This window comes from Taibaiella lutea (assembly GCF_008629695.1).
GTDB classification, from domain to species: Bacteria; Bacteroidota; Bacteroidia; order Chitinophagales; family Chitinophagaceae; genus Taibaiella; species Taibaiella lutea.
Map to the genome: position 1 here is coordinate 764,361 of NZ_VWSH01000002.1, position 25,613 is coordinate 789,973.

The window sequence follows — 25,613 nt, forward strand, 5'->3', positions numbered from 1 at the left end:
GTAATAGAAATTACCTCGCAAAGGAGTATTTTACAATACATGCTTATTATTCTGAAAGCTTTGAAGTATATTCGTTTCCTTAAATTTTTCAATTCCAAACTACCTATTCAAATATGATCCTTTCTATTAAAAACCTTAAGAAATATTATGCAACCCAAAAGGCCGTTGATGATATCAGTTTCGATATCGAACGTGGTTGCATCTTTGGGTTATTAGGCCCTAACGGCGCCGGGAAAAGTACCTTGCTTCGTATGATTACAGGTATTTTCTATCCAGATTCAGGCGAAATATTATTCAACGGACAAAAATTTGATTCGGAAAAACATATTGAGGAAATGGGTTACATGCCCGAAGAGAGAGGCCTGTATAAAAAAATGAAAATCGGCGAGCAAGCCGTATATCTTGCGCAACTTCGTGGATTGTCAAAAGCAGAAGCCACAAGCCGTAGTAAAGATTGGTTCAGGAGGCTCGATATGGTATCCTGGTGGGATAAAAAAGTAGAAGATTTAAGTAAAGGTATGAGCCAGAAGTTGCAGTTCGTTACAACTGTAATTCATAATCCTATGTTGCTGATTCTCGATGAACCCTTTAGTGGTCTTGACCCAGTAAACGCCAATATCCTTAAAGATGAAATCTTCAGATTGGCACAGGAAGGCACCACCGTTATTTTCAGTACACACAGAATGGAGCAGGTAGAAGAAATTTGCGATAAAATAGTATTGGTGAACCAGGGGCAAAAAATACTTGATGGAAGCGTAAAACAGATTAAGCAGGACTTTAAAGAAAATATTTTTACCATAACATTGGATAAAAGCGATGTCGTATTGCCTTCTTCTATTCAGTTGTTAAAACAGGAAGGAAACCGTATCGTGTTTCATTTAAATCCCGAGCAAAATTCAAACGACGTCCTGAAACATTTTATACAAATGGGAAACACAGTCCTTGCTTTTGAAGAAATGCTGCCTTCATTGAATGATATATTCATTCGCCTGGTGCAAGACACATCGGCAGCACGCGCTTTTCAGGAAGTAAAATAAAAGAAACTCAATATAAGTTATCATACATTTTACACCTACCGTCTAAAATCTCATATTTAAAGTCTAACATCTGATATCTAAACTCCAATGAACAAAATATTTATCATAATCAAACGCGAATACCTGACAAGGGTAAAAAAACGCTCCTTCATAATCCTGACCCTGCTCATCCCCTTTTTATTTATCGGCTTTGCCGCTTTAATGGGTAGTATCGCATCGTCAAAATCAGAGAAGAAAAATATTGCCGTTGTTGATGACAGCCACATGTTTGAAGGCAAACTTAAAAACAACGAAAACGTTTCCTACACCATCATCCGCGGTAACGTAGATTCACTGAAACACAATATAAATAATGACGATTACAATGCCTTATTGTATATCCCTGCTTTTGATCCTAATCAGAAAGACATCAATTTTAACCTGTACTATAACGAACAGGTTGGTATCATAACAGAAAAAACAATCGGTGACAACCTGAACAGCATTCTTACAGATGAAAGAATGAGCAAAGCAGGTATCAGCAATGAACAATTGGAATTCCTTCAATCGGAAAGCATACACATCAGTTCTATAAAAGACGGTAAAGAATCAAGCAATGCATCCTCTATCGCAATAGGTACCGGCTGCGGATTTTTACTGTATATGTTTATGTTATTTTACGGTATGAGTGTTATGCGCAGCGTAATGGAAGAAAAGACAAACAGAATTGCCGAGATCATCGTGAGCTCTGTAAGGCCATTTCAACTTATGATGGGTAAAATTATTGGCGTTGCTTTAGTGGGTCTGACTCAGGTATTAATATGGATTATATTGTTCGGAGTGTTTGCACTCATTGGCTTGCCGATGTTAACCGGTGGTATGCACACAGCAATGGATCCGCAGGCTATGCAACAAGCAAGCGAAAACACCAATATGCATGCTTTGGAAAGCCTGTTACATGGTCCTAACTGGATTGCAATTGCGCTTTGGTTCTTATTTTATTTCTTGGGAGGCTATTTCCTATATGCAGCACTGTTTGCATCAGTCGGTAGCCTTGTCAATGAAGATCCTCAGGAATCAAGTCAATATACATTACCCATTACACTCCCTATCATTTTAGGATTTGTAATAATGAGCAAAGCTATTTCAGATCCTAACAGCCCTCTGGCAATCTTTGGTAGCCTGTTCCCGCTTACATCTCCCATTGTAATGATGGCAAGGATTCCGTTTGGCGACGTTCCTGCATGGCAGTTAATCACATCGGCTGTATTGCTGGTACTCGGTTTCATCCTTACCACCTGGATGGCCGGGAAAATATACAGGACAGGTATCCTGATGTACGGTAAGAAAATTACCCTGAAAGAAGTAGGGAAGTGGCTGGTAAGAAAATAACGATTAGAAATCTTTAAAAGATATGCATTGCAGCGTTGCCAACTTTCAAAAAGTTGGCAACGCTTTTTAATTTATGATAGTTCTTTCTCATTATTTTTGATAACAGCAGTAATTTCAGATTTGTCAACTTTTTAAAAGTTGACAAATCTTTTTAATTAAGACAACACTCCTCTTTTTTTTATCTTTCAGCAAAGAATAACAACTTTTAAAAATTGACAAATCTTTTTTGATTAAAGTAACAGTTCTCCTTTTTTGCCCTGAAAAGGAATATTCATTTACCTTTGCCCCTGTTTTTAAATTCAGATTTGAAAATTCTACATTGAAATAATAATTGAAAATATGAAACTGGTAACGTACATCAACAACAGCAGGGAGCAGGTAGCTTTCTATATTAACGGAGACCTTTATAATCTGAGCGAAGCAGACATCCGTTTGCCTCAGACCATGATGGAAATGCTGAACGATTGGGAAAACCTGTCGCCCATTGCCAAAGAAGCAGAAGCAAATATTAAAGCCGGAACATTGGAAGTCGCTTCCCGCGATTTCAGCAGCGTAGAAGTATTGGCGCCTGTTCCAAGGCCCACTTCCTGCCGCGATGGTTATGCCTTCCGTCAGCACGTTGCAGCAGCACGCCGCAATCGTAAAGTAGATATGATTGCTGAATTTGATCAATACCCCATTTTCTATTTCACCAATCACAATGCCATTCAGGGGCCCGGTAATATCGATTGCATGCCCGATCACTTTGAAAAGCTGGATTTTGAATTGGAAGCAACCGTTATCTTAGGTAAAAAAGGCCGTAACATTAAAGCTGCAGAAGCAGATAGTTATATTGCAGGTTACTGCATCATGAATGATATGAGTGCGCGTCGTTTACAAATGGAAGAGATGTTATTGAATCTCGGACCCGCAAAAGGGAAAGATTTTTCAACCGTTATAGGGCCCTGGATGGTAACTCCCGATGAACTGGATGCTTATCGTATTCCGGCAAAAGAAGGACATGTCGGTGCAAACTTCAATTTAAAAATGACCTGTAAAGTGAATGGCATTCAGGTGAGCGAAGGCAATATGGGCGATATGGACTGGACATTTGCCGAAATCATTGAACGTTGCGCTTACGGTGTAGATGTTTATCCCGGCGACGTTATAGGCAGCGGCACAGTCGGTACAGGCTGTTTCCTTGAACTAAACGGAACAGGACTATTAAATAACCCCGATTATAAAGTGCAATGGTTACAACCAGACGACGTAGTGGAAATGGAAATCGAAGGCATGGGTAAACTGGTAAATACCATTAAAAAAACAGATACCGATTTTTCTATTCTCGCATTAAAGAAAATGTAAACCAATCAGTTATTTATGAAGCGTTGTCAACTTTCTCGAAGCTGACAACGCTTTTTTTAGCCCTGAAAGGGCGAAATATAATAGGATAGGGTGCAAACCCCATCCTAAATATAAGGTGCTAACCCTATCCTATATATAAGTTAACCCAGTCATTACGTAATATCTTCTATGTAGTTTTCATTCATCAAAGCGCTAATTTTTGTAATCTTGCAATGCTAACATCTAATGTCTGACACCTAACATCTAATTCTTGCGCCGCTTTTTTGTTCAAAATATTGTTTTCCTCCTTCTTGTAAACCTGATTGTAAAACCATTATGGATTTTCGGTATAGATCGTAATGTACAACTCGCTGTCGGTCATGAAGCTTACGGACAATATGTGGCATTGCTGAATTTCAGCGTCATTTTTCAGGTATTGCTCGATTTTGGATTGCAGAATTATAACAACCGCATCATTGCACAATCGCCCAATGCAATGAAAAGCCTTTTTCCCAATGTCATCATTGCAAAAGGAATACTCTCATTCGGTTATTTCATTTTAGTATTGATATTAGGTTGGTGTTTAGGCTACAAAGGTTATTCCCTTTTCCTTTTGACCCTCCTGATTTTTGTGCAGATACTCAATTCATTTCTCTTATATCTGCGCAGTAATGTTTCTGGTATGCATTGGTTCAAAACCGACAGCCTCCTTTCCGTAAGCGACCGTTTGTTTATGATATTGATATGCTCCGTACTGCTTTTTTACCCAGCATTTTCAGGGCGTTTTAAGATAGAATGGTTTGTTGAAGCACAAATTGTAGCTTACTTCATTACATCCGTATTTGCTTTCATCGTCTGTACCAGGCTCACAAAGCTCGATTGGTCACATTTTGACCTCAGGAAAGTCCGGGCCATCTGTTTACAAAGCTTTCCTTACGCATTGCTTATCTTTTTAATGGCAATTTATATCCGCTCCGATGTTTTTTTAATGGAAAGACTTTTAAAAAACGGAAAAGAAGAAGCAGGCGTTTATGCTGCATCTTACCGCTTTCTCGATGTTTCCAATAATGTTACCGGCGTTTTGTTCGCCGGTATATTACTGCCCTTATTCGGAAGTATGCTGGCAAAAAAAGAAGATGTACGCCCTCTGGTAAAATTAAGCCTCAACATATTATTACCCGTTGCCCTCACCGCAATGTTTGTCGCTGTTTTTTTTGGACAAGGTATCATGCATCTTCAATTAAAAAATCTGGCTACAGATTATGACGGGAAAGTTTTCGCATTGTTGATGATGTCATTTCCCGGGTATTGTATCGGTTATGTTTATGCTACTTTGCTTACCGCTAATGGAAGCATCAAGCCCCTGATAATTGTATCATTGATTGCCGTATTATTGAACGTGATACTCAATTTTGTATTGTTACCTTTATATGGAGCCATTGGCGCAGCTATAACTTGTGTTATTACGCAGGCATTTTTATCTGTTGTTAATATCTTACTGGCGAAGAAAATCATAGGTATGAACACTGATTTTGTCTGGATATTAAAATATATTTTATTTGCAGCAGTTATTTGTGCCCTTTGTTTCGGCGTGTTGAAATTAGACATAAAACTATGGCAACAAATACTCACTGTGGGTTTGGGCGCAGCCATTACAATGTTTATTTGCGGTTTTTTGCCCTTTCACCGTTTAAAAGAGTTAATGCAAAACAGATGATATTTTTGGCAAAATGTTGTTTTTCCAAAATATAACGTAATCTTGCAGCGTTCAAAAATTTGCAGTAAAGCAAATGTTTTTTGATTATTAAGTTTAAAAGTAAAAATATTATTCCTCGCAAAAAGGAATGCAGCGTTAAAATAATGGCTAAAAACCTATTGATTGTGGAGTCGCCTGCGAAGGCAAAAACCATTGAAAAAATTCTTGGTAAAGACTTTGAAGTGAAATCCAGTTTCGGGCACATCCGCGACCTGGAGAAAGAAGGCATGGGCATTAACGTGGACCAGGGATTTGAACCTATATATAAGGTATCGGACGATAAAAAGAAAGTGGTTGCAGAACTGAGAGCCAAAGCCAAAGGAGCCAACGAGGTTTGGCTAGCAACGGATGAGGACCGGGAAGGAGAATCCATAAGCTGGCATTTATGCGAAGTGCTTGGATTGGACCCGGCAAATACAAAACGCATTGTTTTCCACGAAATTACCAAACCCGCTATTCAGAAAGCTGTAGCATCGCCTCGTTTAGTCGATATGAATCTGGTGAATGCCCAGCAGGCCCGCCGCGTATTGGACCGTTTGGTAGGTTTTGAAATATCACCCGTTTTATGGCGCAAACTAAGCGGACGTGGTCTTTCTGCCGGACGCGTACAATCTGTTGCTGTAAAATTGATAACCGAACGTGAACGCGAAATAAATGCTTTTAAATCCGAAAGCAGTTATAAGACTGAAGCAATTTTTGAAGCAAAAGATATCAACAATCGTATCGTAAACTTCAAAGCAGAAGGTAAAAGATTTGAAACAAGTACCACAGCAAGAGTTTTTTTAGATAAATGCATCAATGCCACATTCAAAGTGGAAGATGTACAGGTTCGCCCGGGTAAACGCTCTCCGGCAGCACCTTTTACAACATCTACCTTGCAACAGGAAGCAAGTCGGAAGTTAGGCTATGCCGTTTCTCGTACCATGCGTTTAGCACAACAATTATATGAAAACGGGCATATCACCTACATGAGAACAGATTCTGTAAACCTTTCCGAAACAGCTTTGGAAAATGCAGAAACTGCTATCAAGAGCCAATATGGCGCTCAATATCATCATCGTCGTCAGTTTCAAACCAAAAATGCATCCGCACAAGAGGCGCACGAAGCTATTCGTCCGACCGAAATGGGTATGAGCAGTATTGGCGATGCGGAAGGCCAAAAATTATACGAATTGATATGGAAGCGTACCCTCGCTTCGCAAATGTCAGACGCGCAGTTGGAAAAAACAACCGCGAAAATCGGCATCTCAACACATGAAGATAAACTGACCGCAACCGGCGAAGTCTTGAAATTTGACGGTTTCCTTAAATTGTATATTGAAGGAAAAGATGACGAAGACGAAGATGAAAATGCAGGTATGTTACCGCCATTAACTATCGGTCAAACTTTACCATTGGTTGAAATGCTGACCACCGAAAGATATACACGTCCTGCCCCAAGATATACGGAAGCCTCTCTTGTAAAGAAACTGGAAGAGCTTGGCATTGGTCGTCCTTCTACTTATGCGCCTACTATCAGCACCGTACAGCAAAGAGGTTATGTTGAAAAACGTGATAAAGATGGAGTTGAGCGTAAGTATGGTATTCTTACTTTAAAGAATAATGAAGTAACAGAACAAACATCAACCGAAATTACCGGCGCGGAAAAAAATAAATTGTTTCCTACCGATTTGGGAATGGTTGTTACCGACTTTTTGAATGAGCATTTCACACAAGTGATGGATTACGGCTTTACGGCCAATATCGAAAACGAATTTGATGAGATTGCAGCCGGTAAAAAGGTCTGGAACACTATGATTGGCAACTTCTACAATCCTTTTCATAAGACTGTAGAAGATACCATGGAAAATGCAGAACGAGCCAAAGGCGAACACATTCTCGGTACAGATCCTGAAAGTGGAAAACCTGTATCTGCAAGATTGGGCAGGTTTGGTCCTATGGTGCAGATTGGGAGTGTGGAAGATGAGGAAAAGCCGAAATTTGCAACCTTAAAACGTAACCAGAGTATTGAAACCATTACGCTGGAAGAGGCATTGGATTTATTTAAGCTGCCTTTTACTCTTGAAGATTATGAAGGCAAAGAAGTAAGTGTTGGTGCAGGCCGTTTTGGCCCTTATGTGAAGTGGGGTGAGGCATTTATTTCTATTCCACGCGGCGAAGATCCGTTGACTATTGATATAGACAGAGCCATTGCAATTATTAAAGAAAAGCAGGAAGCAGACGCACCTATAGGTTATTACGAAGGTAAGCCTGTAAGTAAAGGCAAGGGCCGTTTTGGTCCATTCATTAAATGGGAAGATTTGTTTATCAACATACCACGTGCTTACGATTTCGATAACCTGAAACAAAGCGATATTGATGAACTGGTGAGTAAAAAACTGGATAAAGAAGCCAATCGTTTTATCCAGCAATGGCCTGAAGAAAAAATTGCCATAGAAAATGGCCGTTGGGGCCCTTTTATTCGCTTTGGGAAATTGATGTTGAAATTGGGACGTAAAGAAGACGGTGAAAAATATACAGCCGAGGATCTTACAAATGTTTCATTGGAAGAAGTAAAGAAGATGATTGTCGCTATTGATCCGACAGCTTTTGAAAAGAAAACAAAGAAAGCAGCCACAAAAAAAGCTGCAGCTCCCAAAAAAGCAGCGGCGAAAAAAGCTGCACCTAAAAAAGCTGCGGCAAAAAAGAAATAGAAATATTTGTCAGGCACCTCAAAGCTATCAGACAAATACTTATTAATACAAAAAGCTCCGAACTGTTTCGGAGCTTTTTGTATTAATATATTTAACCGGATACTATACTACGTTTTTGCCGAAAGGCATCAAAGAAAGTTCTATCAACTTAAAATGTTGTTTTGCAAACGGAATACCTATTATGGTCAACGTAAGAATAATGCCCCATACCAGGTGATTCAATGCAGTCCATAAACCGCCGCAAAGTATCCATATAATATTGGCAAACAATGTAAAACAGCCAGCTGAAGCACTGTCGTTTACAACCTGCTTTCCAAAAGGGAAAAGCACTGCCCCTGCAAGCTTAAAACATTGTAAACCGAAAGGAATGCCTACAACTGTAATGCACAAAACCAGACCACCCACAAAGTAGCCGAGCGCAGCAAAAAAGCCGCCGAAAATGAACCAGATGATATTGCCGAGGAAGTTCATAATACTTTGTATTGAAGGGTAAAAGATAAATTATTGAATGATAACCAGGTAAAACAGATTATTTCACAATCCCGTTTTTCATAGCATACATCACCAAACCTACACGGGTTTTAATCTGTAATTTTTCGCAAATCTTTTCACGATGATTTTCTACTGTTTTGGGACTAAGGTTCATTTTATCGGCAATTTCTTTATAAGTCATTTCGCTTGCCATATATTTCAGTAATTCCATTTCCCTTTCAGAAAGAACTGATGCATTCTTTTGCTCGTTTTCTTTGTCGTTTATCAGCAAAGAAATTTGCCGTGCCACCATGGGCGTATAATAGTAGCCGTTATCCTTCGTTTCCTGAATAGCTTTTATTAATTCCGACGGTTCTGTGTCTTTTAGCAAATAACCTTTCGCGCCACGTCTCAACATGCGTATAATACATTCCTCGCTGTCATACATCGAAAGCGCAATCACCTTTACCGAAGGGTAATGCTTATATAACCATTCCGTTGCATCATAACCATCCATCAATGGCATATTGATGTCCATTAAAACTACATCGGGCAACAGTTGTGATTTTATTTTTTTCTGAAGGTCTATGCCATTATCCGCCTCAAATACTACTTTAAAATTAGGGTTGCTTTTTATGAAATTGCTCAGGCCGTTTCGCAACAGCTTGTGATCATCTACCAAAGCAACCGATATTGTTTCACTCATGGTTATAGTTTATTCTGCATTTATATCAATGTCCCGCGTAAGCGTAATGGATAGGGTGGTGCCGGTTCCCGGCTTGCTTTCAATATTAAATTTGCTGTCAATCATTGCTGAGCGTTGTTTGATGTTCATCAGGCCAATGCCATCCCGTGTTTTTTCAATGTCAAATCCGTTACCATTGTCAGTGATTTTTATATCAAGACGGTTATCGGTATAACTCATATCAATCACAATATGGGTTGCTCCCGCATGTTTCACAATATTGTTTAGGCTTTCCTGAATAATACGGTATAAGATAAGCCTCCTTTCCGCCTTAATGAAAAACGGAGTTCCGTTGATAGTAAAGTCTGCAGAAAATTTGCGGGTCCTGCGCAACATAGCCAGCTCACGGTCAATCGATTCCTTAATGTCTTTTTCTTTTACGTATTCGGTATTCAATGTTTTTGAAATATCCCTTAAATCGTTAATAGCAATATTCAATAAATTCTTTGTCTGGGAAACCATTTCATTGCTTTCAGTATCGATACTATTCATTTCTATGACTGACATATTTAGCTTCGCCAGACTCAAAACCTGACCGATATTATCATGCAGTTCCTGAGAAAGGCTGTGGAATGTTTGTTCCTGCGTTTCCAGTTGCGCCTGCAATAATTCTTTCCTGAAATTCTCTTCCAAAATTAATTTCTGATTAAAGTATTCCTGTTGTTTTCTCCGGTAAATAATAATTAGAAAAATGAGCGTGATACCCAAGAAGATGAATATCGCGGAACCGCCCAGAATAGCTATGGCAATTTCATTGGATTGCTGATGGTGCACTTTGAAAAATTAGATAGTTGAATGCACAAATCTATAAATACCTAAGCAAAATATTAATTGAAATTTTTACTTCTTGTTCCGGTCCATGATAAAGGCAATTAAATATAAAACATAGATTAACAGATTCAGGAAATAATTCAAAGGCCTTAGGTTTTGCCACAATTCAGGATTCACGCTTTCAAGGTATCTGTTCAACCCGAAAAGAAGTATTGTGCCCGGATAATAAAGGATATTGCCGCAGTTTACCCAAAAATTTCCATCAATGTTAATATTGTAACGTATAGGTTTCTGAATGAGTTCATAAAAGAAAAGCCCCGTCCAGAATGTAATGCAGACATCCATGAATACGCCGTCAATAAAGTTCTTCTGCCAGAAGAAGTCATTATCTACATTCCATGCAACAAATAAAGCAGTAAAGAAAAATGTTAAGCCACCGTATAGAAATATCCTTTTTTTCTTATTGAGCAGATAATAGAAATAGAGGAACTGAAACATCATTTCAATAGGTATATTCAAATGTGTTCCGAATGATTTCCATTGTTCATCACACAGCTTCCTGAATATTTCAATTAAGAACACCCAGCAAAGCAGACCAAAAAGCCATTTGATGGGTGTCCTCAGCTTGCCCCATCTTATGAGTGCGAAAACAAGATTCAGTAATAAGAGCAGGATATAGATATACCACAAAAACATCTGGAGCGGCGTATGAATTTTTTAAAGTATTACTGGAATACTGTGTTGAAATTTTGAACCGTATTATAATTTTTCCAGCATTGTTCCCCATTAAGAGGATTGCCCTGGTTATCTTTTACAAACTCAAAATTACTGTCGGTAGCCAATAAAGATACTGTCAGTTGTTTTTCGGATGACGAATTTTCATAGACACCCATTACCGCTGCAACGTAACCATTTGCAGGAACAAGGTTCATAAGATTGGAAACCTCATTCCTTTCCATATATACCAGCATCATTTCTTTTTCATAATCCGGCTGTGCAACACCGCTTTCTAATCTTTGCAAAGCCTCTACATAAGCTCCGCAAAAGGTTTTTATTTTTTCATAAGGTGTGTCGGTTTCGTGTGGGGTGCCATGCGGCGGATGTCTGTGCCTGTTAAGTATTTCCAGTGTTTCAAGAATAACGCCCGGCTCTAATGAAGATGCATTTAATGTTACAGTTATCTGGTCGATCTGGTCTGGTGTGAGTGCCATTTTTGTGGTTGGTTTTTGGTGAACGGGCAAAAATACTCTTTAGAATTGAAGATGCATATAGGGGAAATCCCGAAATAAAAAAGGGGAAATTTCCCCATGCAGATTCAGGGAGTTCCCTTTTTATAACAGTAGTATGGGTGCTACATTTGTGTTACCAACATGAAATAAATATAAAGCCCCTGTAAAAAATATCTTTCAACGGAAAGACAACCTATCACCTTTTATTCAGCGGTTTTATACCCCTGAGGCAAACCCTCCCTCACCAAAGAGCTTTCTCACGCCCAAGAGAAAGCTCTTTTTATTGTATCGGAAATTTGTTTTTACGCAAATCTTTCGCAGCCTTATTTCTAAAAACAATAATAAGTATTTGCAACATAAGCGACATAAAGATAAAACCCATGCCAATATAGAAGCCATAACCAAGCTGGTTATTTTCTTTGTAAATAAGAAAGGCAAGTATAATGCCATACACAGGTTCAAGGTTTACAGATAGTGTTATCGTAAAGGCCGAAAGGTGTTTAAGCGCACTCATTGCTAATGACTGGCCCCAAACCGTACAACAATAACTCAAAAGGAAAATCCATAAATAATCCCAGCCCTGAGGTAATAACTGCAAAGTTTCACCCTGGTTATAAATATAAAATGGTGCCAAAACAGATAAGAATATCAGTCCTATAGTCATTTCATAAAACACGATGGTACGTGGCTGATATTTTTCAGCTAAAGGTTTGTTCAGCACTGTAAATATTGCACTGATAATTGCCGCAATTACTCCTAAAATTACGCCCCATTCAAAATGAACCATCCCGGCAGAGCCATTTGTAGCATGGGGTTGTAAGGCATAAATACAATACACACCCGCAATAGCAATGAAACTCAGGAATATTTCTATATAGTTGAATTTACCTTTATTCAGCAACGGATCAAGCAAAGCAGTAAAAACGCTTGCTGTGGCCAGGCAGACCATTGCAATAGAAGCATTGGAATATTTAATAGAAGCATAAAATGCAACCCAATGAATAGCATACATCACGCCGATTCCTATAATTCTTACTAAATCTTTACGGATAATTTTTATCCAGTCGCCACGATTTGTAAGAATAATTGCCAGAATACCTGCAGTGATCAGCATTCTGTACCAAACCAATACCGGCGCGGAAAGACTGATAGCTTTTCCTAAAATACCTGTAAACCCCCAAAGAAGTACTGCTAAATGAATTTGAGCATAGGCACGCTTCATAATTATTGTGGGTTTCTTTTGGGGGAAAATAAAGTGAATGCCTGCGAATGTATAAAATAACATCTATATTTTTAAAGCAGATGCCGCGTAAATTTGTATATTTAGTTACGATAAAATTTTTGGCACGATTTTTGCTCCATTTATTTGAGTTAATCTTAATCTTAATTAAAATCTAATCAAATGAACAGAATTTCTCTTATTATTTCAGCCGTTCTTGTTGCAATATTTGCCGTGTCGTGCAGCCATTCAAAAAAAATGACTAAACAACATCATAAAGATCTGCAGGATGTTTATACCACATTGAAAAATGAAATGCCCGAAGCCCTCGTTACTATGAGCGGAGAAAGAGTAAAAGTAGTTTTGCCGGAATCCGTATTATTTAAAGTGAATGATGCGGAGCTGAATAAAGAATATCTTCCGATTCTTCAAAAAATGGCAACTGTATTAAATAAATATGACAAGACTATGATTTTGATTACAGGCCATACTGATATTACAGGAACAGAAGCGCGCAACATGGAATTATCAAAACAACGCGCTGAAAATGCAAAAAAGGTATTTATTGACTTTAAAGTAAAAGAGTCGAGAATGTACACATGGGGGCGCGGAGCAACCGAACCGGTGAGTGATAATAATACGGAAACCGGCAGAAAGCAAAACAGAAGAGTGGAATACATAATTATGTACGATTACAAACCGGAAACGGAATAGATAATCAAAAATTAATACCCGGAAAGAACAACTTTCCGGGTATTTTATTGAGATTAGCCTATAACTAAAAATTGGGATTATTTACTATAAAGAAATGTACCTTTGCCACCATATAAATAACCAAAACATTCTTAAATAATTCTTTTACAGCCGTACAAGTAAATGAACAATACCTATAGTGGTCTGGTTGATCAGACGTTCCACTTCCCACAGGAAGGATTTAATGTTGAAGAAAATTACCTGCAGTTCAATGGGGTTGACATTAAAAAGCTAATTGACAAGTATGGTACCCCTTTTAAATTAACGTATCTTCCGAAGATTGGAGAACAGGTGGCTAAAGCCAAAAAGATATTTAATGATGCTATTAAAAAGCACAAGTATGATGGTAACTACTTCTATTGCTATTGTACCAAAAGTTCCCACTTTTCATTCATTGTTGAAGAAACACTGAAGCAAAATGTTCATTTGGAGACTTCTTTTGCTTACGATATTGAAATCATCAAGCAGCTTTATCTTAAAAAGAAAATAAATAAAGAAACGTTCATTATTTGTAATGGTTTCAAAACGAAAGCATATACACGTAACATTGCGCGGTTGATTAACGATGGCTTCAAAAATGTGATTCCTGTTTTGGATAATAAAACGGAATTTGAAGATTATCAGAAATCAATCCGTTCAAAAGAACCCGTAAATATTGGTATCAGAATTGCAACGGAAGAAGAACCTACTTTCGATTTTTATACTTCACGTTTAGGTATTCGTAGCCGCGATATTCTGGAATTTTATATTGATAAAATTAAAGGAAATTCGAAGTTTCAACTGAAAATGCTACACTTCTTTATGAATAAGGGCATTAAAGATGATGTGTATTACTGGAGCGAATTAAATAAAGTAATTAATCTTTACTGCCAGTTAAAGAAAATTTGCCCTGAGCTGGACAGTGTTAATATTGGCGGTGGTTTCCCAATCAAACATTCCCTTGGTTTTGAATACGATTATCAATATATGGCCAATGAAATTGTTTCCACCATAAAGAAAGTCTGCAAACAACACAAAGTCCCTGTTCCTGATATTTATACGGAGTTTGGTTCTTTTACTGTTGGTGAATCGGGTGCTGTAGTTTACAGCGTTTTGGATCAGAAAATCCAGAATGATCGTGAAATATGGTATATGATTGACAGTTCGTTTATTACTACTTTACCGGATACATGGGGTATCGGAGAAAAGTTTCTCATGTTGCCTATCAATCGTTGGGATGAAGAATACCAGGAAGTGCATCTTGGTGGACTGACCTGCGATAGCCATGACTTTTATACTTCTGAAGAACATATTAACGCCGTGTTTTTGCCAAAAGCAGATAAGGGGAAGAATGAAGAGCCTTTATACATCGGCTTTTTCCATACAGGCGCTTATCAGGATCAGCTGGCAGGTTATGGCGGTATTAAACATTGCATGATTCCATCACCCAAGCATATTGTAGTAGAACGTAATAAAAACGGAGAGCTGGAAGACTGGTTATATGCCAAAGAGCAATCCCCGCAAAGCATGTTGAAAATTTTGGGTTATATAAAATAACATCCGATATTCGCTAAAGGTTGCCAGCTTTTCAAGAGTTGGCAACCTTTTTTAAAATTCAAAAACTGTTTCTATGAAAAGAATCATCCTTCCTTTTTTCTTTATCGGAATAGCCTGTCATGCCTCGGCGCAAAACATGCGGCCACTTTACGAAGCTTATTTCTCTCATCCTGATGATATGGAGAACAATGAAGATGGTCCGGGCTATCATTTTAAAGTAGGTGATTCCTTGGTTGTTTCGATGAGTGATGATGGTTATTATAAACTTACAAACGACAAAGGGCAGGTGCTGGAAGAAGGTGATACAGATGAAGGAGACAACGCTTTTATGCGCCATGGCACATGGACTGAATACTACCGTAATGGTAAACCAAAGACAACCGGAAATTATTTTCAAAACAAGCCTTACGGACATTGGAAGTTTTTTAATGAAAGTGGAAACACGGTGTCGGAATGTGATGTTGTACCCATTGTAACAGAGGACGGAACAACTGCTTATTGTAAAGCCGGATTGGAATTGGTTTATTTTGATAATGGAAAAATCAAAGAAGAAAGATATTATATGGCAGAACCTTATGAAGAAGACAGCCGTATAAAAGTAGAAGATCCGGAAACTGAAAAGGCAATATGGAAAACTATAAAAGTTAAAGCCTATCGTTCAAAAGCCTTTGGAACCTGGGTTTATTATAATGAAGATGGAACGGTAGAAAAAAGGGAAGATAAAAAAGGGTAGGGAATGATGCCTGCCGGAGTATAACAATATGGGCCACAGACTAACTGTGGCCCATATTTATTTTACCAGCCTTTCTTCCATTTCTGCGCAATACGTATGGCCGTTTCAAGCATATCTGGTTGCCACGATTCTATATTCCAGGCTGATTGTTTTAAGGAAGAACTTTGTATCCTTTGCAATGCTTCATTATAATTGCTTGCATTTTCCAGAATATCGGAGAGCAATAATTGTTGTGCATACAAAATTTCATCTTCAATCGGGATGCCCGTTGGCAAAGGATTTCCCGGCAGAAAGGAATTGAATTCTTTTACTATACTTTCTTTTTCAAATGAAGTAATGACAGATTCCATCTTCAAAAAATCCTTCTGAAATTGATCCCTGCTTTCAATGGGTTTTAATCCGATGCCTAATTGTTCCAGAACAACATATTTCAATTGGGGACAAAGCGGCAAAGCTTTTTCTAACAGTTCAAATACTTCTTCCGGAACACTATCATCATGTGTATCTCTTCTGATTTGTTTTTCAGGAAAAATTGCTGATGATTCCCAACTGCCGCCCGAAATATGAATTTCCCTGACCAGCTCTAAAGGATACAAGTATATCAATTCCTCAAAAGGAATATTGAAATTATGAAGTTGGCAATAAAGATTATGTAAATCCAGAATTATAAAACCGTTTACAGGATTCAATAATTCCTGCAAGAAATGACCATGTTGTTTTACCTCTTCTAATGAATAGGAAAAAGCAAGGTTCTCCAGGCCTACCGGACATTTACAAACTTCCTGAATACGCGCAAGCCTGTCTCTGCCAATTGCTAAAGTTGTGGCTGTATAAGGAATGCCGAGCGGAGCTCCGGTATGAAAGTCTGTGCCAGTCATAAAACCGAAATGCTCTGTAATATGGTCGAATTGAAACTGTTTGCAAAGCTCTTGCAAATGTTGTAGCCATGCAATCTGCTCCGGCAGCCATTTTCCCGAGAACAACGAAAAAAATACGCCATGTCCGATAAGCCTTTGCTCCTTGCTAAATGCCAGTAATAATTCATCAAACCATCCGGGTATTTCTTTTACTTTAAACAAAGCATCAAACGACCATTCAATTGCTTCAATTTTTTCCTGTTCGAACAAAGGTAATGCAGCCGATAAGATATTCGCATCAAAATTACAGGCAATGGCAGCATGAATATTAGTTTTCATTATGGTTCAATATTAGCCCATACCGCAAGCAGGACATTCAGATGGAACCGAATTTGGATTTTGATTGGTCGGATTTGCCTGAGATTCAGGGTTTGCCTGTGCTTCCGAAGTAGGCTTAAAAGTTTCATTACTTTTTTTATTGCAGGATGTTACAGCCGTTTGCACTGTTACACCTACTAAAATAGCGCCCAATAAAGATTTTGAGAGTTTCATAATTGCATTTTTAAGTTTTATAAAAAAGTTTGATTATTATTTAATATCCGTAACCTCAATCCAGCCTTCATTTGAATGCAGCATCATACAGACAATTGCATCTTTGGCAGAACCGTTGCATTCAGCTAATTTCTTATAAGTTGCAGTTACAGCTGTTCTGTCCTGAAATGCAGCAACTTTTTCCAGGTTACATACCTGATAGTCTTTCCCGTCTATTTGCAAATAAGTACCTGTACAATCACGCACAACAATTGCATTTTTATTTGTCGCTTTGCTGCAACTTGTTAATACTAAATAGGAACTGACAACAACAATCAAGATTTTCTTCATTGGTTATAAATTTTAGAGTTTTTCCTTATTAGTATAGACGTAATGCATAAATGCGTTCTTAGTAAAATCGAGATTTTTTGAAATAAATAATCAGATATGAATAAATAAACTCGTTTGGCCTTTATTTTCAAAACACAAATTTGTAAAAACCGCTTAATAAATTATTTTTGCACCCTATTTGACCTTAGTGTCATTGAAAAACAACAAGCAATTATGAATTTTCAACTTTCAGAAGAACAATTAGCCGTACAAAAGGCTGCCCGCGATTTCGCTCAGACCGAATTATTACCGGGTGTTATCGAACGCGATGAACATCAAAAATTCCCTGCAGAACAAATTAAAATGTTGGGAGAATTGGGTTTCATGGGAATGATGGTAGATCCTAAATACGGTGGTTCCGGTATGGATGCCGTATCTTATGTATTGGCTATGGAAGAAATTTCCAAAATTGACGCTTCTGCTTCTGTTGTAATGAGTGTAAACAACTCTTTGGTTTGTTGGGGCCTGGAAACTTTCGGTAACGAAGAACAAAAGCAAAAATATCTGGTGCCATTGGCTTCCGGCCAAAAAATCGGTGCATTTCTTTTAAGTGAGCCTGAAGCCGGTTCTGATGCTACTTCTCAACGCACAACCGCTGAAGACAAAGGTGACCATTATGTAATCAACGGTATTAAAAACTGGATTACCAATGGTAACTCTGCTTCTACTTATTTAGTGATTGCACAAACGGATGTTGCTAAAAAACATAAAGGTATCAATGCTTTCATCGTAGATAAAGATACGCCCGGTGTAACTGTTGGTGCTAAAGAAAATAAATTGGGTATCCGCGGTAGTGATACACACAGTATTTCTTTTCAGGATGTAATTGTACCGAAAGAAAACAGAATCGGAGAAGATGGTTTCGGTTTCAACTTTGCAATGAAAACCCTGGGTGGCGGCCGTATCGGTATTGCTTCTCAGGCTTTGGGTATTGCAAGCGGTGCTTACGAATTGGCTTTGAAATATTCAAAAGAGCGTAAAGCTTTCGGAACTGAAATTATGAATCATCAGGCGGTTGCTTTCAAATTGGCTGACATGGCTACGCAGATTGAAACAGCGCGCATGCTTTGCCTTAAAGCTGCATGGTTGAAGGATCAGGGGCAAGATTACACTTTGGCCGCTTCAATGGCTAAATTGTATGCTTCTGAAATTGCACAAAGCGTTACTAACGAAGCGGTGCAGATTCACGGTGGTTATGGTTATGTAAAAGAATTCCATGTTGAACGTTTGATGCGCGATGCTAAAATCACGCAGATTTACGAAGGAACCAGCGAAGTTCAGAAAATCGTTATCAGCAGAACTATTTTGAAATAAAAATCAACGTTTTTTATAAAAATGAAAAGATTCAGGATTTAACCTGAATCTTTTTTTATTGTGCTGAAATGGGTTTTACAGATTGATAGTCCAGGTATTGGTCCCATTATTGACTGTCGCAGTTCCGTCGCAGGTGCCATCACCAAAATCAACAGTAATGTTGTGGTTATTGCGTACAATATGGGAAATGCCACTTACTATCTGATGACAAGCGTTTTTGTATAATAAAGGTGTTGTCTGATCGACCGTTCTTGAAATCTGAAGACCACTTGGTCGTTGAACATTCACTTGTCCCCATATAGTCAATGTATTATCGATAGGATGATTTGGAATTCCGACGAATTGAATACGTGTTTGGTTACCGTTTCTTGTATACACATCATTTCCGCCCGGATTCGTAATAGTTAGATGCTCCACAAGTTCAACAGTGCGAGAACTATCAGCAGCAACATGCGTAATATTCCTGGTGATGTTTCCGTCAATGTGGTAATCGTTTACATAATAATTATCGGTTGATAAGGTGCGGATAACATTTACCTGATTGAAATTTGTGGCAGTGGCTATTAATTTACCTTTTCTTGTTTTACCGTCGCTGCATACACAACCTGTGGCGCCATAATCAATGGTCAGGGTTTTCATGTTCCCGTTTTGAGTAAGTGTAACAGTAACGCAAGGCCCTAAAACCAGGCCATCGGTTGTTGCCATACCATTTTCTGCGTTGTTATAACCATCATCAAAAGCCTGCTCCATATCTGTGCTGATCTGGTCTGAACTTGTTATAAGCTGCACATTGTCTTTATCCGTACTAAGTGAATTAGTATCAGAATCCTTGTCTTTTTTGCTACAGGCAGCAAATAGAGAGATGGCGCAAATGGCGGCCATAATCGTTAATTTTGAAATAGATTTCATACAGGAATGGTTTTTTATATTTTAGAATGGCTGATTTAATAAGATGAGAGACAAACAATTGAAAAAGGTTAAAACCGTGAAATATTTCTTTTCATTTAACCTTCTTTCCTATTTGGCCTCTTATATAACTATACCGCTAAAAGGAAATGACAGCAACCGGCATTGACCAACAGATAATACAATATTGTGTGCAGAATAAGGATATGGACAAAGGCTTTGACTTGTTGATGAATGCTTATGGTAAAAGGTTATATGCACATATTCGCAGAATGGTCGCAGGCGAGCAGGATGCTGAAGATGTATTGCAGGAAACAATGATTAACGTGATAAAATCTATCAAAGATTTTAAAAATGAAAGCAAGCTTTATACATGGCTTTATACTATTGCCACGAGGGAATGCCTGAAATTTTTTAAACAGAAAAAAATAGTTTTGAAAGACTTTAATGAAGCAAACGAATGGCTCTCTAATTCGCTTTATGCGGAACAAAGTATAAAAGCGGAAACTATTTTAGTAAAATTCCACGCAGCCATTCTGACCTTGCCGGAGAAACAAAGACTTGTATTTAACCTTCGTTATTTTGACGAATTAAGTTACGAAGATATCAGCAAAATTACTGAGACGTCTGTATCAAGCCTGAAAACCAATTATCATTATGCATTTGAGAAAATTAAAAATCAATTAAGCAATGCCATATAATATAGAAGAACAGGAAGACTATTTGAAAAATAATTCACCTTATAAGATGAACGATACAGAATGGCGGGCTATGCAGGAAAGAATAAAAACAAATGTGCTTGCAGCTTCTGAAAAAGAATCCAAATCCCGTAAAGTGAAATTTACTTCCTGGAAAATAGCTGCTGCCGTCGCCGGTTTATTTTTTATCGGTGCCACCTGTTTTACATTTTGGCCTGCTCAAAAAACGATACAGTCCGGCAATATTGCCTACGATAAGGCAGAAAACCCTGAAAAACAATTGGATGCAGCCATTAATAATCTGAATGAATCGGAGTTGAACTGGGTACATCAATTAAATGAAAACGAAATAACAGAACAAAATGAATATTTTGAAAATTAAGACATGTGTCAAAGGCTTTTTCCTTTTAGGTTTGACTTCTTTATCCTTACAGACTATTGATGCACAAACACAAAGAAATCCTGTGCAACGTCAGAAAAGACAAGCTATGCGTCAGGAAGCTATCAATAGATTGCAGGAGGCTAAATGGAGCTTCATTATTTACAGGCTAAATCTGAGTGAAGAAAGAAGTAATCAGCTTTTACCTATTTATAAGGCCTTTGAAGCTGAAAAGAAGGATATTATGATGTCTGGAATGAGTCAATTTAAAGGCAATAAAGACAGTATGGACGATAGTCAGGCGGAAGCATTTATCAATGCCAGGCAGGAAAATGCACAGAAATTATTGGACTTAAGAGAAAAATACAAACCTAAATTTCTTACAGTATTGAGTGCCAAAGAATTATTGATACTTGTAACAGCCGAACAGGATTTTGCCATGAAAATAATGATGGAAAAACAACGAAGGAAAGCCAATGTAACTAATTAGGGTTATGCCAATTAATGTTTTCCACACTACGTTTAAAAAGAAATGCCTTTATTTTAGATTCTTTAATGGCCATTTCTTACTACTTTTGCGCCGACAAATAAATAAATAAAAAAAAATTTTGGATAAAGAAATAAAGGAATTACCTTTGCAGTCCAAAAAAATATTTAATTAACAGGAATGCCTACTATACAGCAATTAGTTCGTAAAGGACGTACTCAGATCAAAGCTAAATCAAAATCACCTGCATTAGATGATTGCCCTCAACGTCGCGGTGTATGTACCCGTGTATATACTACTACACCTAAGAAGCCAAACTCGGCTCTACGTAAGGTAGCTAAAGTACGTTTGACTAACAAAATTGAGGTTATCGCCTATATTCCTGGTGAAGGTCACAACCTGCAAGAACACAGTATCGTGTTGATTCGCGGTGGTCGTGTGAAAGATTTGCCGGGTGTACGTTACCACATCGTACGTGGCGCTTTGGATACTGCGGGTGTAAAAGACCGTAAACAAAGCCGCTCTAAATACGGTACTAAAAAGGAAAAAGCTAAAAAATAAGCTATCCTTAAGATAACAAGAGAAACATTTAAAAACTATATAATTGAGGCTGAGTAAAGTTTTAATACTTGAAGAAATTCAGTCTGAAATTAAAAATTAAAACCGATGAGAAAAGCGCAAGCTAAAAAACACCCTTTGGCACCGGATCCAAAGTTTAATGATAAACAAGTTACCCGCTTTGTAAATACAATGATGTGGGCTGGTAAAAAAACTACTGCTTTCAACATTTTTTACGATGCAATTGATAAAGTAAGTGCTACAACTTCAGAAGACGGTTACGAAATCTGGAAAAAAGCATTGCAAAACGTTACTCCTTCAGTAGAAGTTAGAAGCCGTCGTATTGGTGGTGCTACTTTCCAGATTCCTGCTGAAGTACGTGCAGATCGCAAAATTTCTTTAAGCATGAAATGGTTGATTCGTTTCAGCCGCGAACGTAACGGTAAAACAATGGCTGATAAATTAGCTAATGAAATCGTTGCAGCAAGCAAAGGTGAAGGTGGTGCTTTCAAAAAGAAAGAAGATACACACCGTATGGCTGATGCGAATAAAGCATTCGCTCACTTCAGAGTATAACACTCAGTTAATAAATTTTTTAGGTAGATATAAAAAATCCTGTAACGAAAGTTGCGGGATTTTTTTTGCTTTCCCGGTAAAGAAAGCTAAAACAATCTGTTAAACTTTGCTTGCAAAAGCTCCGGATTAAAGTTCAGGATGTGTCTGCCGGATATGATAAGATGTATATATTCTAAGGTGTTTTGATACCTTGCTTTCATTTGAACAGAATAGGTGCAAACGTTTGCGGGAATTTAAAAATAAGCTGAAATTTTCCTTCTCTTTTTCCAGTCAAAATAACTATTTTTGAGCCTTCAATTTAAAATAGACAATATAATATACTATGGCTGAAGTAATACGTATGCCGCTGTTGAGCGACACTATGAAAGAAGGCGTGATAGCGGAGTGGCATAAAAAGGTGGGTGATAAAGTTAAATCAGATGATGTAATTGCAGAAGTAGAAACCGACAAAGCCACCATGGAAGTGATGGCCTATGCTGAAGGTACCTTACTTTATATCGGTGTGGAAAAAGGACAGGCAGCACCTGTAAACGGCATTATAGCTATAGTAGGTAAAGAAGGTGAAGATTATAAAAGTCTTTTAGATAAAGAAGGTAATGCTCCGGCTGAAAACAATGCTCCAAAGGAAGAAGCCAAACCTGCTCCTAAAGCAGAAGAAACTTCTAAACTAGCAGAACAACCTAAAAAAGAAGCCCCTAAGTCAGGCGATGCAACTGTGGTCAGGATGCCATTGTTGAGCGATACAATGACGGAAGGCAAGATTGTATCCTGGTTGAAAAAAGTGGGTGATAAAGTAAAATCAGATGATGTACTTGCAGAAGTGGAAACCGATAAGGCGACTATGGAAGTGATGGGCTATGCAGAAGGTACATTGTTATATATTGGTGTAGAAGCAGGTTCATCCGTAAAAGTGAACGGCATCATTGCTATTGTTGGTAAAGAAGGAACAGATGTTACACCTTATCTGGATGATGATGGTGCTGCCCCTGTAACAGAGAAGAAAGCAGAAGAGGAACAACCTGTTAAGGCTGATGCTGCATCAACTGCACAACCTGTTGCTGAAACAGATAAAACAGCTTCTTCAAGCAGCGACGACCGCATGAAAATTTCTCCTTTAGCCCGTAAGATGGCTAAAGATAAAGGCATTCAACTGACGGAACTGGAAGGTAGCGGCGAAGGCGGGCGTATTATCAAACGTGATGTTGATAATTTTAAACCAAAGGCTGCAGCTCCTGCTGCTGCGAATCAAGCAAGTACTGCTTCAGTTCAAAACTTCAATACAAACTTAGGACAAGAAGGCCATACAGATCATCCCATTTCTCAGATGCGCAGCGTAGTAGCTCGTCGCCTGAGTGAAAGCATGTTTACAGCACCGCATTTCTATTTGCGCATGACCATCAAAATGGACAAGGCAATGGAGGCGCGTACTGCCATGAATGCCGTTTCCCCTGCAAAGATTTCTTTCAACGATTACATCATCAAAGCCTGTGCTATGGCTTTGCGTAAGCATCCCGCAGTTAACAGCAGCTGGATGGGCAATGCAATACGCGAGAATCATCATATCAGCATTGGTACGGCAGTTGCCATTGAAGATGGTTTAATTGTGCCTGTTATTAAATTTGCGGATCAAAAGTCATTGTCTCAAATTGCGGCAGAAGCGTCTGAACTGATTAAAAAAGCACGCAATAAAAAATTACAGCCACAGGAATTTACAGGTAACACCTTTACTGTTTCTAATCTGGGCATGATGGATATTGATGAATTTACAGCCATTATTAATCCACCGGATGCCTGTATTTTAGCTATCGGTAAAATTGAAGCTTCACCGGTTGTGGAAGATGGTGCAATCGTAGTCCGTAACTTGTTGAAGTTAACCTTGAGTTGTGACCATAGGGTAGTGGATGGTGCCGTAGGCGCAGCCTTCATGCAAACCCTGAAAGCTTACTTGGAAAATCCGGTAACAATGTTAGTGTAGGTTTTGAAAATTCAAAATAATAAAAAAAACAAATTCCAGATAATGGACAAGCCGAAGAAATCATCTTCGGCTTTGTCATTTATGTTAAGTGCTGATTCTTTGATTTTACAATCAGTAGTTGAATTTTCACCTTTAATTTTTGTTACCTGGAATTTGCAATTTGGGATTTCAACCCTGAATTCTCACATTTTATCCGTAAAAAAAGTCCTGTCTTTATCCTGGCTAAATTTTCCCTGATTAAAAGCAGAAGAACCGCCGCGGGCTATGGATAAAGTTTGCCATTCCTTGTTACGGATCATTTTTGCGAGATAAACAATTTGTCCGACATGATAGGCATAATGTGCTACTTGTCTTGTAATAGCTTCCAGTACTGTATGCCCTTCGTTACGGATATATACAATGTTCAGCATGCCTTCTGCATTCACACTATCTAATGCATTGAAAAGGCAGGCCCAGCCTTTTTCCCAGGCTTCGAGCATTTCCTGTTTGGAATTGTAGGTATCTTCAAATTCAGTGTCGCGATTGCGCCATTCCTTTTCTCCGTCAGTGGTAAGAAAATCTGTGAAACGGGAAAGCATATTACCTGACATGTGTTTCACGATAATAGCTATACTATTACTTTCTTCATTTGGTGTCAGATGAACTTCATCTTCGCTCAAAGTTGCCATAGACTTGTCCGCGAGGCCTTTGTAGTATTGAAACATCTTGCGGCTTATTTCTGAAAAATTATCTGCTGCGTTCATTGGATTTTTGATTTTAAGTTTCTTATTACATTTGGAATTTGCCTTTGGGGAAATTTATATTTTTACTGTAGGCTCAATGAATATTTCAAAATTTACGGAATTAGCCAGAAAACACATTTGATGCGCGCTGTGATGCAGGTCTATCGCAGTTTCTACCATCGCTGCTTCTGTAACTTCCACAACCGGATGTAATGTTATTTCCGAAAAATTACCGCTGCCATTTGCAAACGTTTGCATGATGCCATTTGGATTATCTGTGTAGCTTTTTACAATTACGCCATTGTCTGTACATAAGTGTAAATACCATAGCATGTGGCAAGAGGCAATGGAAGATAAAAATAAATCCTCCGGATTATACTTTGAAACATCACCCCTGAAAGGCGCGTCAGAAGAAGCCTCTATTACAATTTTATCCCCGGATTGAATAGTATGACTTCTTTCGTATGCTGTATAGCCTGAAGTGCCTGTCCCCTTATTGCCTGTCCACGTTATCTGAGTGGTGTAATGATGCTGCTTATTCATGGAAGAGAAATTTAAAATTATGAATTGGATCCTGAAGTTT

General features: G+C 38.3%; 27 protein-coding genes. 15 read left to right on the forward strand and 12 right to left on the reverse strand.

The annotated features are described in order from the left end of the window. The first annotated feature begins 113 nt into the window (after nt 1–113). The 5 genes from F0919_RS10410 to topA all read left to right on the forward strand — a co-directional run bounded on the left by F0919_RS10410 (nt 114) and on the right by topA (nt 8,180). Nucleotides 114–1,037 carry an ABC transporter ATP-binding protein gene (locus tag F0919_RS10410; RefSeq protein WP_150032680.1) on the forward strand — a complete coding sequence of 308 codons (924 nt, stop codon included), beginning with the start codon at nt 114–116 and terminating at the stop codon, nt 1,035–1,037. Nucleotides 1,038–1,124: 87 nt separating this feature from the next. Then, nucleotides 1,125–2,408 carry an ABC transporter permease gene (locus F0919_RS10415; protein WP_150032681.1) on the forward strand — a complete coding sequence of 428 codons (1,284 nt, stop codon included), beginning with the start codon at nt 1,125–1,127 and terminating at the stop codon, nt 2,406–2,408. 339 nt (nt 2,409–2,747) lie between these two features. Beyond that, nucleotides 2,748–3,752, forward strand: coding sequence for a fumarylacetoacetate hydrolase family protein (locus F0919_RS10420; RefSeq protein ID WP_150032682.1), 1,005 nt, complete (start codon nt 2,748–2,750; stop codon nt 3,750–3,752). 250 nt (nt 3,753–4,002) lie between these two features. Further along, nucleotides 4,003–5,448, forward strand: coding sequence for an oligosaccharide flippase family protein (locus F0919_RS10425; protein ID WP_150032683.1), 1,446 nt, complete (start codon nt 4,003–4,005; stop codon nt 5,446–5,448). 143 nt (nt 5,449–5,591) lie between these two features. Continuing rightward, nucleotides 5,592–8,180 (forward strand): type I DNA topoisomerase, encoded by a 2,589-nt coding sequence (gene topA, locus F0919_RS10430; protein ID WP_150032684.1) that lies wholly within the window; start codon nt 5,592–5,594, stop codon nt 8,178–8,180. 102 nt (nt 8,181–8,282) lie between these two features. Here the strand turns inward: topA and F0919_RS10435 are convergent, their stop codons facing one another. The 6 genes from F0919_RS10435 to F0919_RS10460 form a co-directional block, all read right to left on the reverse strand. Then, nucleotides 8,283–8,651: a YccF domain-containing protein gene (locus F0919_RS10435; RefSeq protein ID WP_150032685.1), complete on the reverse strand. Its 369-nt coding sequence runs from the start codon at nt 8,649–8,651 to the stop codon at nt 8,283–8,285. Between the two features lie 58 nt (nt 8,652–8,709). Continuing rightward, entirely contained in the window at nt 8,710–9,357 is a 648-nt protein-coding gene (locus F0919_RS10440) for a response regulator transcription factor (RefSeq protein WP_150032686.1), read from the reverse strand. A gap of 9 nt (nt 9,358–9,366) precedes the next feature. Beyond that, nucleotides 9,367–10,170 (reverse strand): sensor histidine kinase, encoded by an 804-nt coding sequence (locus F0919_RS10445; protein ID WP_150032687.1) that lies wholly within the window; start codon nt 10,168–10,170, stop codon nt 9,367–9,369. A 66-nt stretch (nt 10,171–10,236) separates the two neighbouring features. After that, nucleotides 10,237–10,863, reverse strand: coding sequence for a hypothetical protein (locus tag F0919_RS10450; protein WP_150032688.1), 627 nt, complete (start codon nt 10,861–10,863; stop codon nt 10,237–10,239). 29 nt (nt 10,864–10,892) lie between these two features. Then, complete coding sequence (locus F0919_RS10455) at nt 10,893–11,378, reverse strand: hypothetical protein (protein ID WP_150032689.1); 486 nt, start codon at nt 11,376–11,378, stop codon at nt 10,893–10,895. A 298-nt stretch (nt 11,379–11,676) separates the two neighbouring features. Then, a complete protein-coding gene (locus F0919_RS10460; RefSeq protein WP_190277346.1) occupies nt 11,677–12,618 on the reverse strand; it encodes a DMT family transporter in 942 nt (313 codons plus the stop codon). Nucleotides 12,619–12,798: 180 nt separating this feature from the next. On the opposite strand from F0919_RS10460, the gene F0919_RS10465 reads away from it, so the two are divergent. The 3 genes from F0919_RS10465 to F0919_RS10475 all read left to right on the forward strand — a co-directional run bounded on the left by F0919_RS10465 (nt 12,799) and on the right by F0919_RS10475 (nt 15,637). After that, on the forward strand, nt 12,799–13,329 hold the full coding sequence (locus F0919_RS10465; RefSeq protein ID WP_150032691.1) for an OmpA family protein: 531 nt from the start codon (nt 12,799–12,801) through the stop codon (nt 13,327–13,329). A gap of 162 nt (nt 13,330–13,491) precedes the next feature. After that, nucleotides 13,492–14,904 (forward strand): type III PLP-dependent enzyme domain-containing protein, encoded by a 1,413-nt coding sequence (locus F0919_RS10470; RefSeq protein ID WP_150032692.1) that lies wholly within the window; start codon nt 13,492–13,494, stop codon nt 14,902–14,904. A 73-nt stretch (nt 14,905–14,977) separates the two neighbouring features. Further along, nucleotides 14,978–15,637, forward strand: a complete 660-nt coding sequence (locus tag F0919_RS10475) for a toxin-antitoxin system YwqK family antitoxin (protein ID WP_150032693.1) — start codon at nt 14,978–14,980, stop codon at nt 15,635–15,637. 62 nt (nt 15,638–15,699) lie between these two features. Here F0919_RS10475 and F0919_RS10480 read toward each other — a convergent pair whose 3' ends face one another. From F0919_RS10480 to F0919_RS10490, 3 genes are read right to left on the reverse strand one after another with little or no spacing between them, the layout of a single operon-like run. After that, the gene (locus tag F0919_RS10480) at nt 15,700–16,833 is read right to left on the reverse strand and encodes a multinuclear nonheme iron-dependent oxidase (RefSeq protein ID WP_150032694.1); all 1,134 of its coding nucleotides are present in this window, start codon (nt 16,831–16,833) and stop codon (nt 15,700–15,702) included. A gap of 12 nt (nt 16,834–16,845) precedes the next feature. Next, complete coding sequence (locus F0919_RS10485; RefSeq protein WP_150032695.1) at nt 16,846–17,046, reverse strand: chryseobasin-related MNIO class RiPP peptide; 201 nt, start codon at nt 17,044–17,046, stop codon at nt 16,846–16,848. A 36-nt stretch (nt 17,047–17,082) separates the two neighbouring features. Further along, the gene (locus tag F0919_RS10490; protein WP_150032696.1) at nt 17,083–17,376 is read right to left on the reverse strand and encodes a hypothetical protein; all 294 of its coding nucleotides are present in this window, start codon (nt 17,374–17,376) and stop codon (nt 17,083–17,085) included. A gap of 213 nt (nt 17,377–17,589) precedes the next feature. On the opposite strand from F0919_RS10490, the gene F0919_RS10495 reads away from it, so the two are divergent. Continuing rightward, nucleotides 17,590–18,729: an acyl-CoA dehydrogenase gene (locus F0919_RS10495; protein ID WP_150032697.1), complete on the forward strand. Its 1,140-nt coding sequence runs from the start codon at nt 17,590–17,592 to the stop codon at nt 18,727–18,729. A gap of 75 nt (nt 18,730–18,804) precedes the next feature. On the opposite strand, the gene F0919_RS10500 is transcribed toward F0919_RS10495, so the two are convergent. Then, nucleotides 18,805–19,638 (reverse strand): hypothetical protein, encoded by an 834-nt coding sequence (locus tag F0919_RS10500; RefSeq protein WP_150032698.1) that lies wholly within the window; start codon nt 19,636–19,638, stop codon nt 18,805–18,807. A 146-nt stretch (nt 19,639–19,784) separates the two neighbouring features. Between F0919_RS10500 and F0919_RS10505 the strand changes: the two genes are divergently transcribed. The 6 genes from F0919_RS10505 to F0919_RS10530 all read left to right on the forward strand — a co-directional run bounded on the left by F0919_RS10505 (nt 19,785) and on the right by F0919_RS10530 (nt 24,308). Next, nucleotides 19,785–20,336: an RNA polymerase sigma factor gene (locus F0919_RS10505; RefSeq protein WP_150032699.1), complete on the forward strand. Its 552-nt coding sequence runs from the start codon at nt 19,785–19,787 to the stop codon at nt 20,334–20,336. Next, nucleotides 20,326–20,715, forward strand: a complete 390-nt coding sequence (locus tag F0919_RS10510) for a hypothetical protein (protein ID WP_150032700.1) — start codon at nt 20,326–20,328, stop codon at nt 20,713–20,715. The genes F0919_RS10505 and F0919_RS10510 overlap by 11 nt, the downstream gene beginning before the upstream one ends. Then, a complete protein-coding gene (locus F0919_RS10515) occupies nt 20,696–21,202 on the forward strand; it encodes a hypothetical protein (protein ID WP_150032701.1) in 507 nt (168 codons plus the stop codon). The genes F0919_RS10510 and F0919_RS10515 overlap by 20 nt, the downstream gene beginning before the upstream one ends. A 177-nt stretch (nt 21,203–21,379) precedes the next feature. Further along, nucleotides 21,380–21,760 carry a 30S ribosomal protein S12 gene (gene rpsL, locus F0919_RS10520; protein WP_118951131.1) on the forward strand — a complete coding sequence of 127 codons (381 nt, stop codon included), beginning with the start codon at nt 21,380–21,382 and terminating at the stop codon, nt 21,758–21,760. Nucleotides 21,761–21,865: 105 nt separating this feature from the next. Next, a complete protein-coding gene (gene rpsG / locus F0919_RS10525; protein ID WP_150032702.1) occupies nt 21,866–22,333 on the forward strand; it encodes a 30S ribosomal protein S7 in 468 nt (155 codons plus the stop codon). A 322-nt stretch (nt 22,334–22,655) separates the two neighbouring features. Beyond that, nucleotides 22,656–24,308 (forward strand): pyruvate dehydrogenase complex dihydrolipoamide acetyltransferase, encoded by a 1,653-nt coding sequence (locus F0919_RS10530; protein WP_150032703.1) that lies wholly within the window; start codon nt 22,656–22,658, stop codon nt 24,306–24,308. A gap of 182 nt (nt 24,309–24,490) precedes the next feature. Here F0919_RS10530 and F0919_RS10535 read toward each other — a convergent pair whose 3' ends face one another. Both F0919_RS10535 and F0919_RS10540 read right to left on the reverse strand, forming a co-directional pair. Then, complete coding sequence (locus F0919_RS10535) at nt 24,491–25,051, reverse strand: DUF1572 family protein (protein WP_150032704.1); 561 nt, start codon at nt 25,049–25,051, stop codon at nt 24,491–24,493. Between the two features lie 54 nt (nt 25,052–25,105). After that, nucleotides 25,106–25,573 (reverse strand): OsmC family protein, encoded by a 468-nt coding sequence (locus tag F0919_RS10540; protein WP_150032705.1) that lies wholly within the window; start codon nt 25,571–25,573, stop codon nt 25,106–25,108. Between the last annotated feature and the right edge of the window lie 40 nt (nt 25,574–25,613).

Excerpts from the sequence above, each read along its gene's own strand:
- F0919_RS10510 (WP_150032700.1), top strand. The coding sequence starts at position 20,326 with ATGCCATATAATATAGAAGAACAGGAAGACTATTTGAAAAATAATTCA.
- F0919_RS10530 (WP_150032703.1), top strand. The coding sequence starts at position 22,656 with ATGGCTGAAGTAATACGTATGCCGCTGTTGAGCGACACTATGAAAGAA.
- F0919_RS10450 (WP_150032688.1), bottom strand. The coding sequence starts at position 10,863 with ATGTTTTTGTGGTATATCTATATCCTGCTCTTATTACTGAATCTTGTT.
- F0919_RS10415 (WP_150032681.1), top strand. The coding sequence starts at position 1,125 with ATGAACAAAATATTTATCATAATCAAACGCGAATACCTGACAAGGGTA.
- F0919_RS10470 (WP_150032692.1), top strand. The coding sequence starts at position 13,492 with ATGAACAATACCTATAGTGGTCTGGTTGATCAGACGTTCCACTTCCCA.
- F0919_RS10495 (WP_150032697.1), top strand. The coding sequence starts at position 17,590 with ATGAATTTTCAACTTTCAGAAGAACAATTAGCCGTACAAAAGGCTGCC.
- F0919_RS10535 (WP_150032704.1), bottom strand. The coding sequence starts at position 25,051 with ATGAACGCAGCAGATAATTTTTCAGAAATAAGCCGCAAGATGTTTCAA.
- F0919_RS10485 (WP_150032695.1), bottom strand. The coding sequence starts at position 17,046 with ATGAAACTCTCAAAATCTTTATTGGGCGCTATTTTAGTAGGTGTAACA.
- F0919_RS10500 (WP_150032698.1), bottom strand. The coding sequence starts at position 19,638 with ATGAAATCTATTTCAAAATTAACGATTATGGCCGCCATTTGCGCCATC.
- F0919_RS10460 (WP_190277346.1), bottom strand. The coding sequence starts at position 12,618 with ATGAAGCGTGCCTATGCTCAAATTCATTTAGCAGTACTTCTTTGGGGG.
- F0919_RS10475 (WP_150032693.1), top strand. The coding sequence starts at position 14,978 with ATGAAAAGAATCATCCTTCCTTTTTTCTTTATCGGAATAGCCTGTCAT.
- F0919_RS10410 (WP_150032680.1), top strand. The coding sequence starts at position 114 with ATGATCCTTTCTATTAAAAACCTTAAGAAATATTATGCAACCCAAAAG.
- F0919_RS10420 (WP_150032682.1), top strand. The coding sequence starts at position 2,748 with ATGAAACTGGTAACGTACATCAACAACAGCAGGGAGCAGGTAGCTTTC.
- rpsL (WP_118951131.1), top strand. The coding sequence starts at position 21,380 with ATGCCTACTATACAGCAATTAGTTCGTAAAGGACGTACTCAGATCAAA.
- F0919_RS10465 (WP_150032691.1), top strand. The coding sequence starts at position 12,799 with ATGAACAGAATTTCTCTTATTATTTCAGCCGTTCTTGTTGCAATATTT.
- F0919_RS10515 (WP_150032701.1), top strand. The coding sequence starts at position 20,696 with ATGAATATTTTGAAAATTAAGACATGTGTCAAAGGCTTTTTCCTTTTA.
- rpsG (WP_150032702.1), top strand. The coding sequence starts at position 21,866 with ATGAGAAAAGCGCAAGCTAAAAAACACCCTTTGGCACCGGATCCAAAG.
- topA (WP_150032684.1), top strand. The coding sequence starts at position 5,592 with ATGGCTAAAAACCTATTGATTGTGGAGTCGCCTGCGAAGGCAAAAACC.
- F0919_RS10440 (WP_150032686.1), bottom strand. The coding sequence starts at position 9,357 with ATGAGTGAAACAATATCGGTTGCTTTGGTAGATGATCACAAGCTGTTG.
- F0919_RS10505 (WP_150032699.1), top strand. The coding sequence starts at position 19,785 with ATGACAGCAACCGGCATTGACCAACAGATAATACAATATTGTGTGCAG.
- F0919_RS10455 (WP_150032689.1), bottom strand. The coding sequence starts at position 11,378 with ATGGCACTCACACCAGACCAGATCGACCAGATAACTGTAACATTAAAT.
- F0919_RS10435 (WP_150032685.1), bottom strand. The coding sequence starts at position 8,651 with ATGAACTTCCTCGGCAATATCATCTGGTTCATTTTCGGCGGCTTTTTT.
- F0919_RS10490 (WP_150032696.1), bottom strand. The coding sequence starts at position 17,376 with ATGAAGAAAATCTTGATTGTTGTTGTCAGTTCCTATTTAGTATTAACA.
- F0919_RS10540 (WP_150032705.1), bottom strand. The coding sequence starts at position 25,573 with ATGAATAAGCAGCATCATTACACCACTCAGATAACGTGGACAGGCAAT.
- F0919_RS10480 (WP_150032694.1), bottom strand. The coding sequence starts at position 16,833 with ATGAAAACTAATATTCATGCTGCCATTGCCTGTAATTTTGATGCGAAT.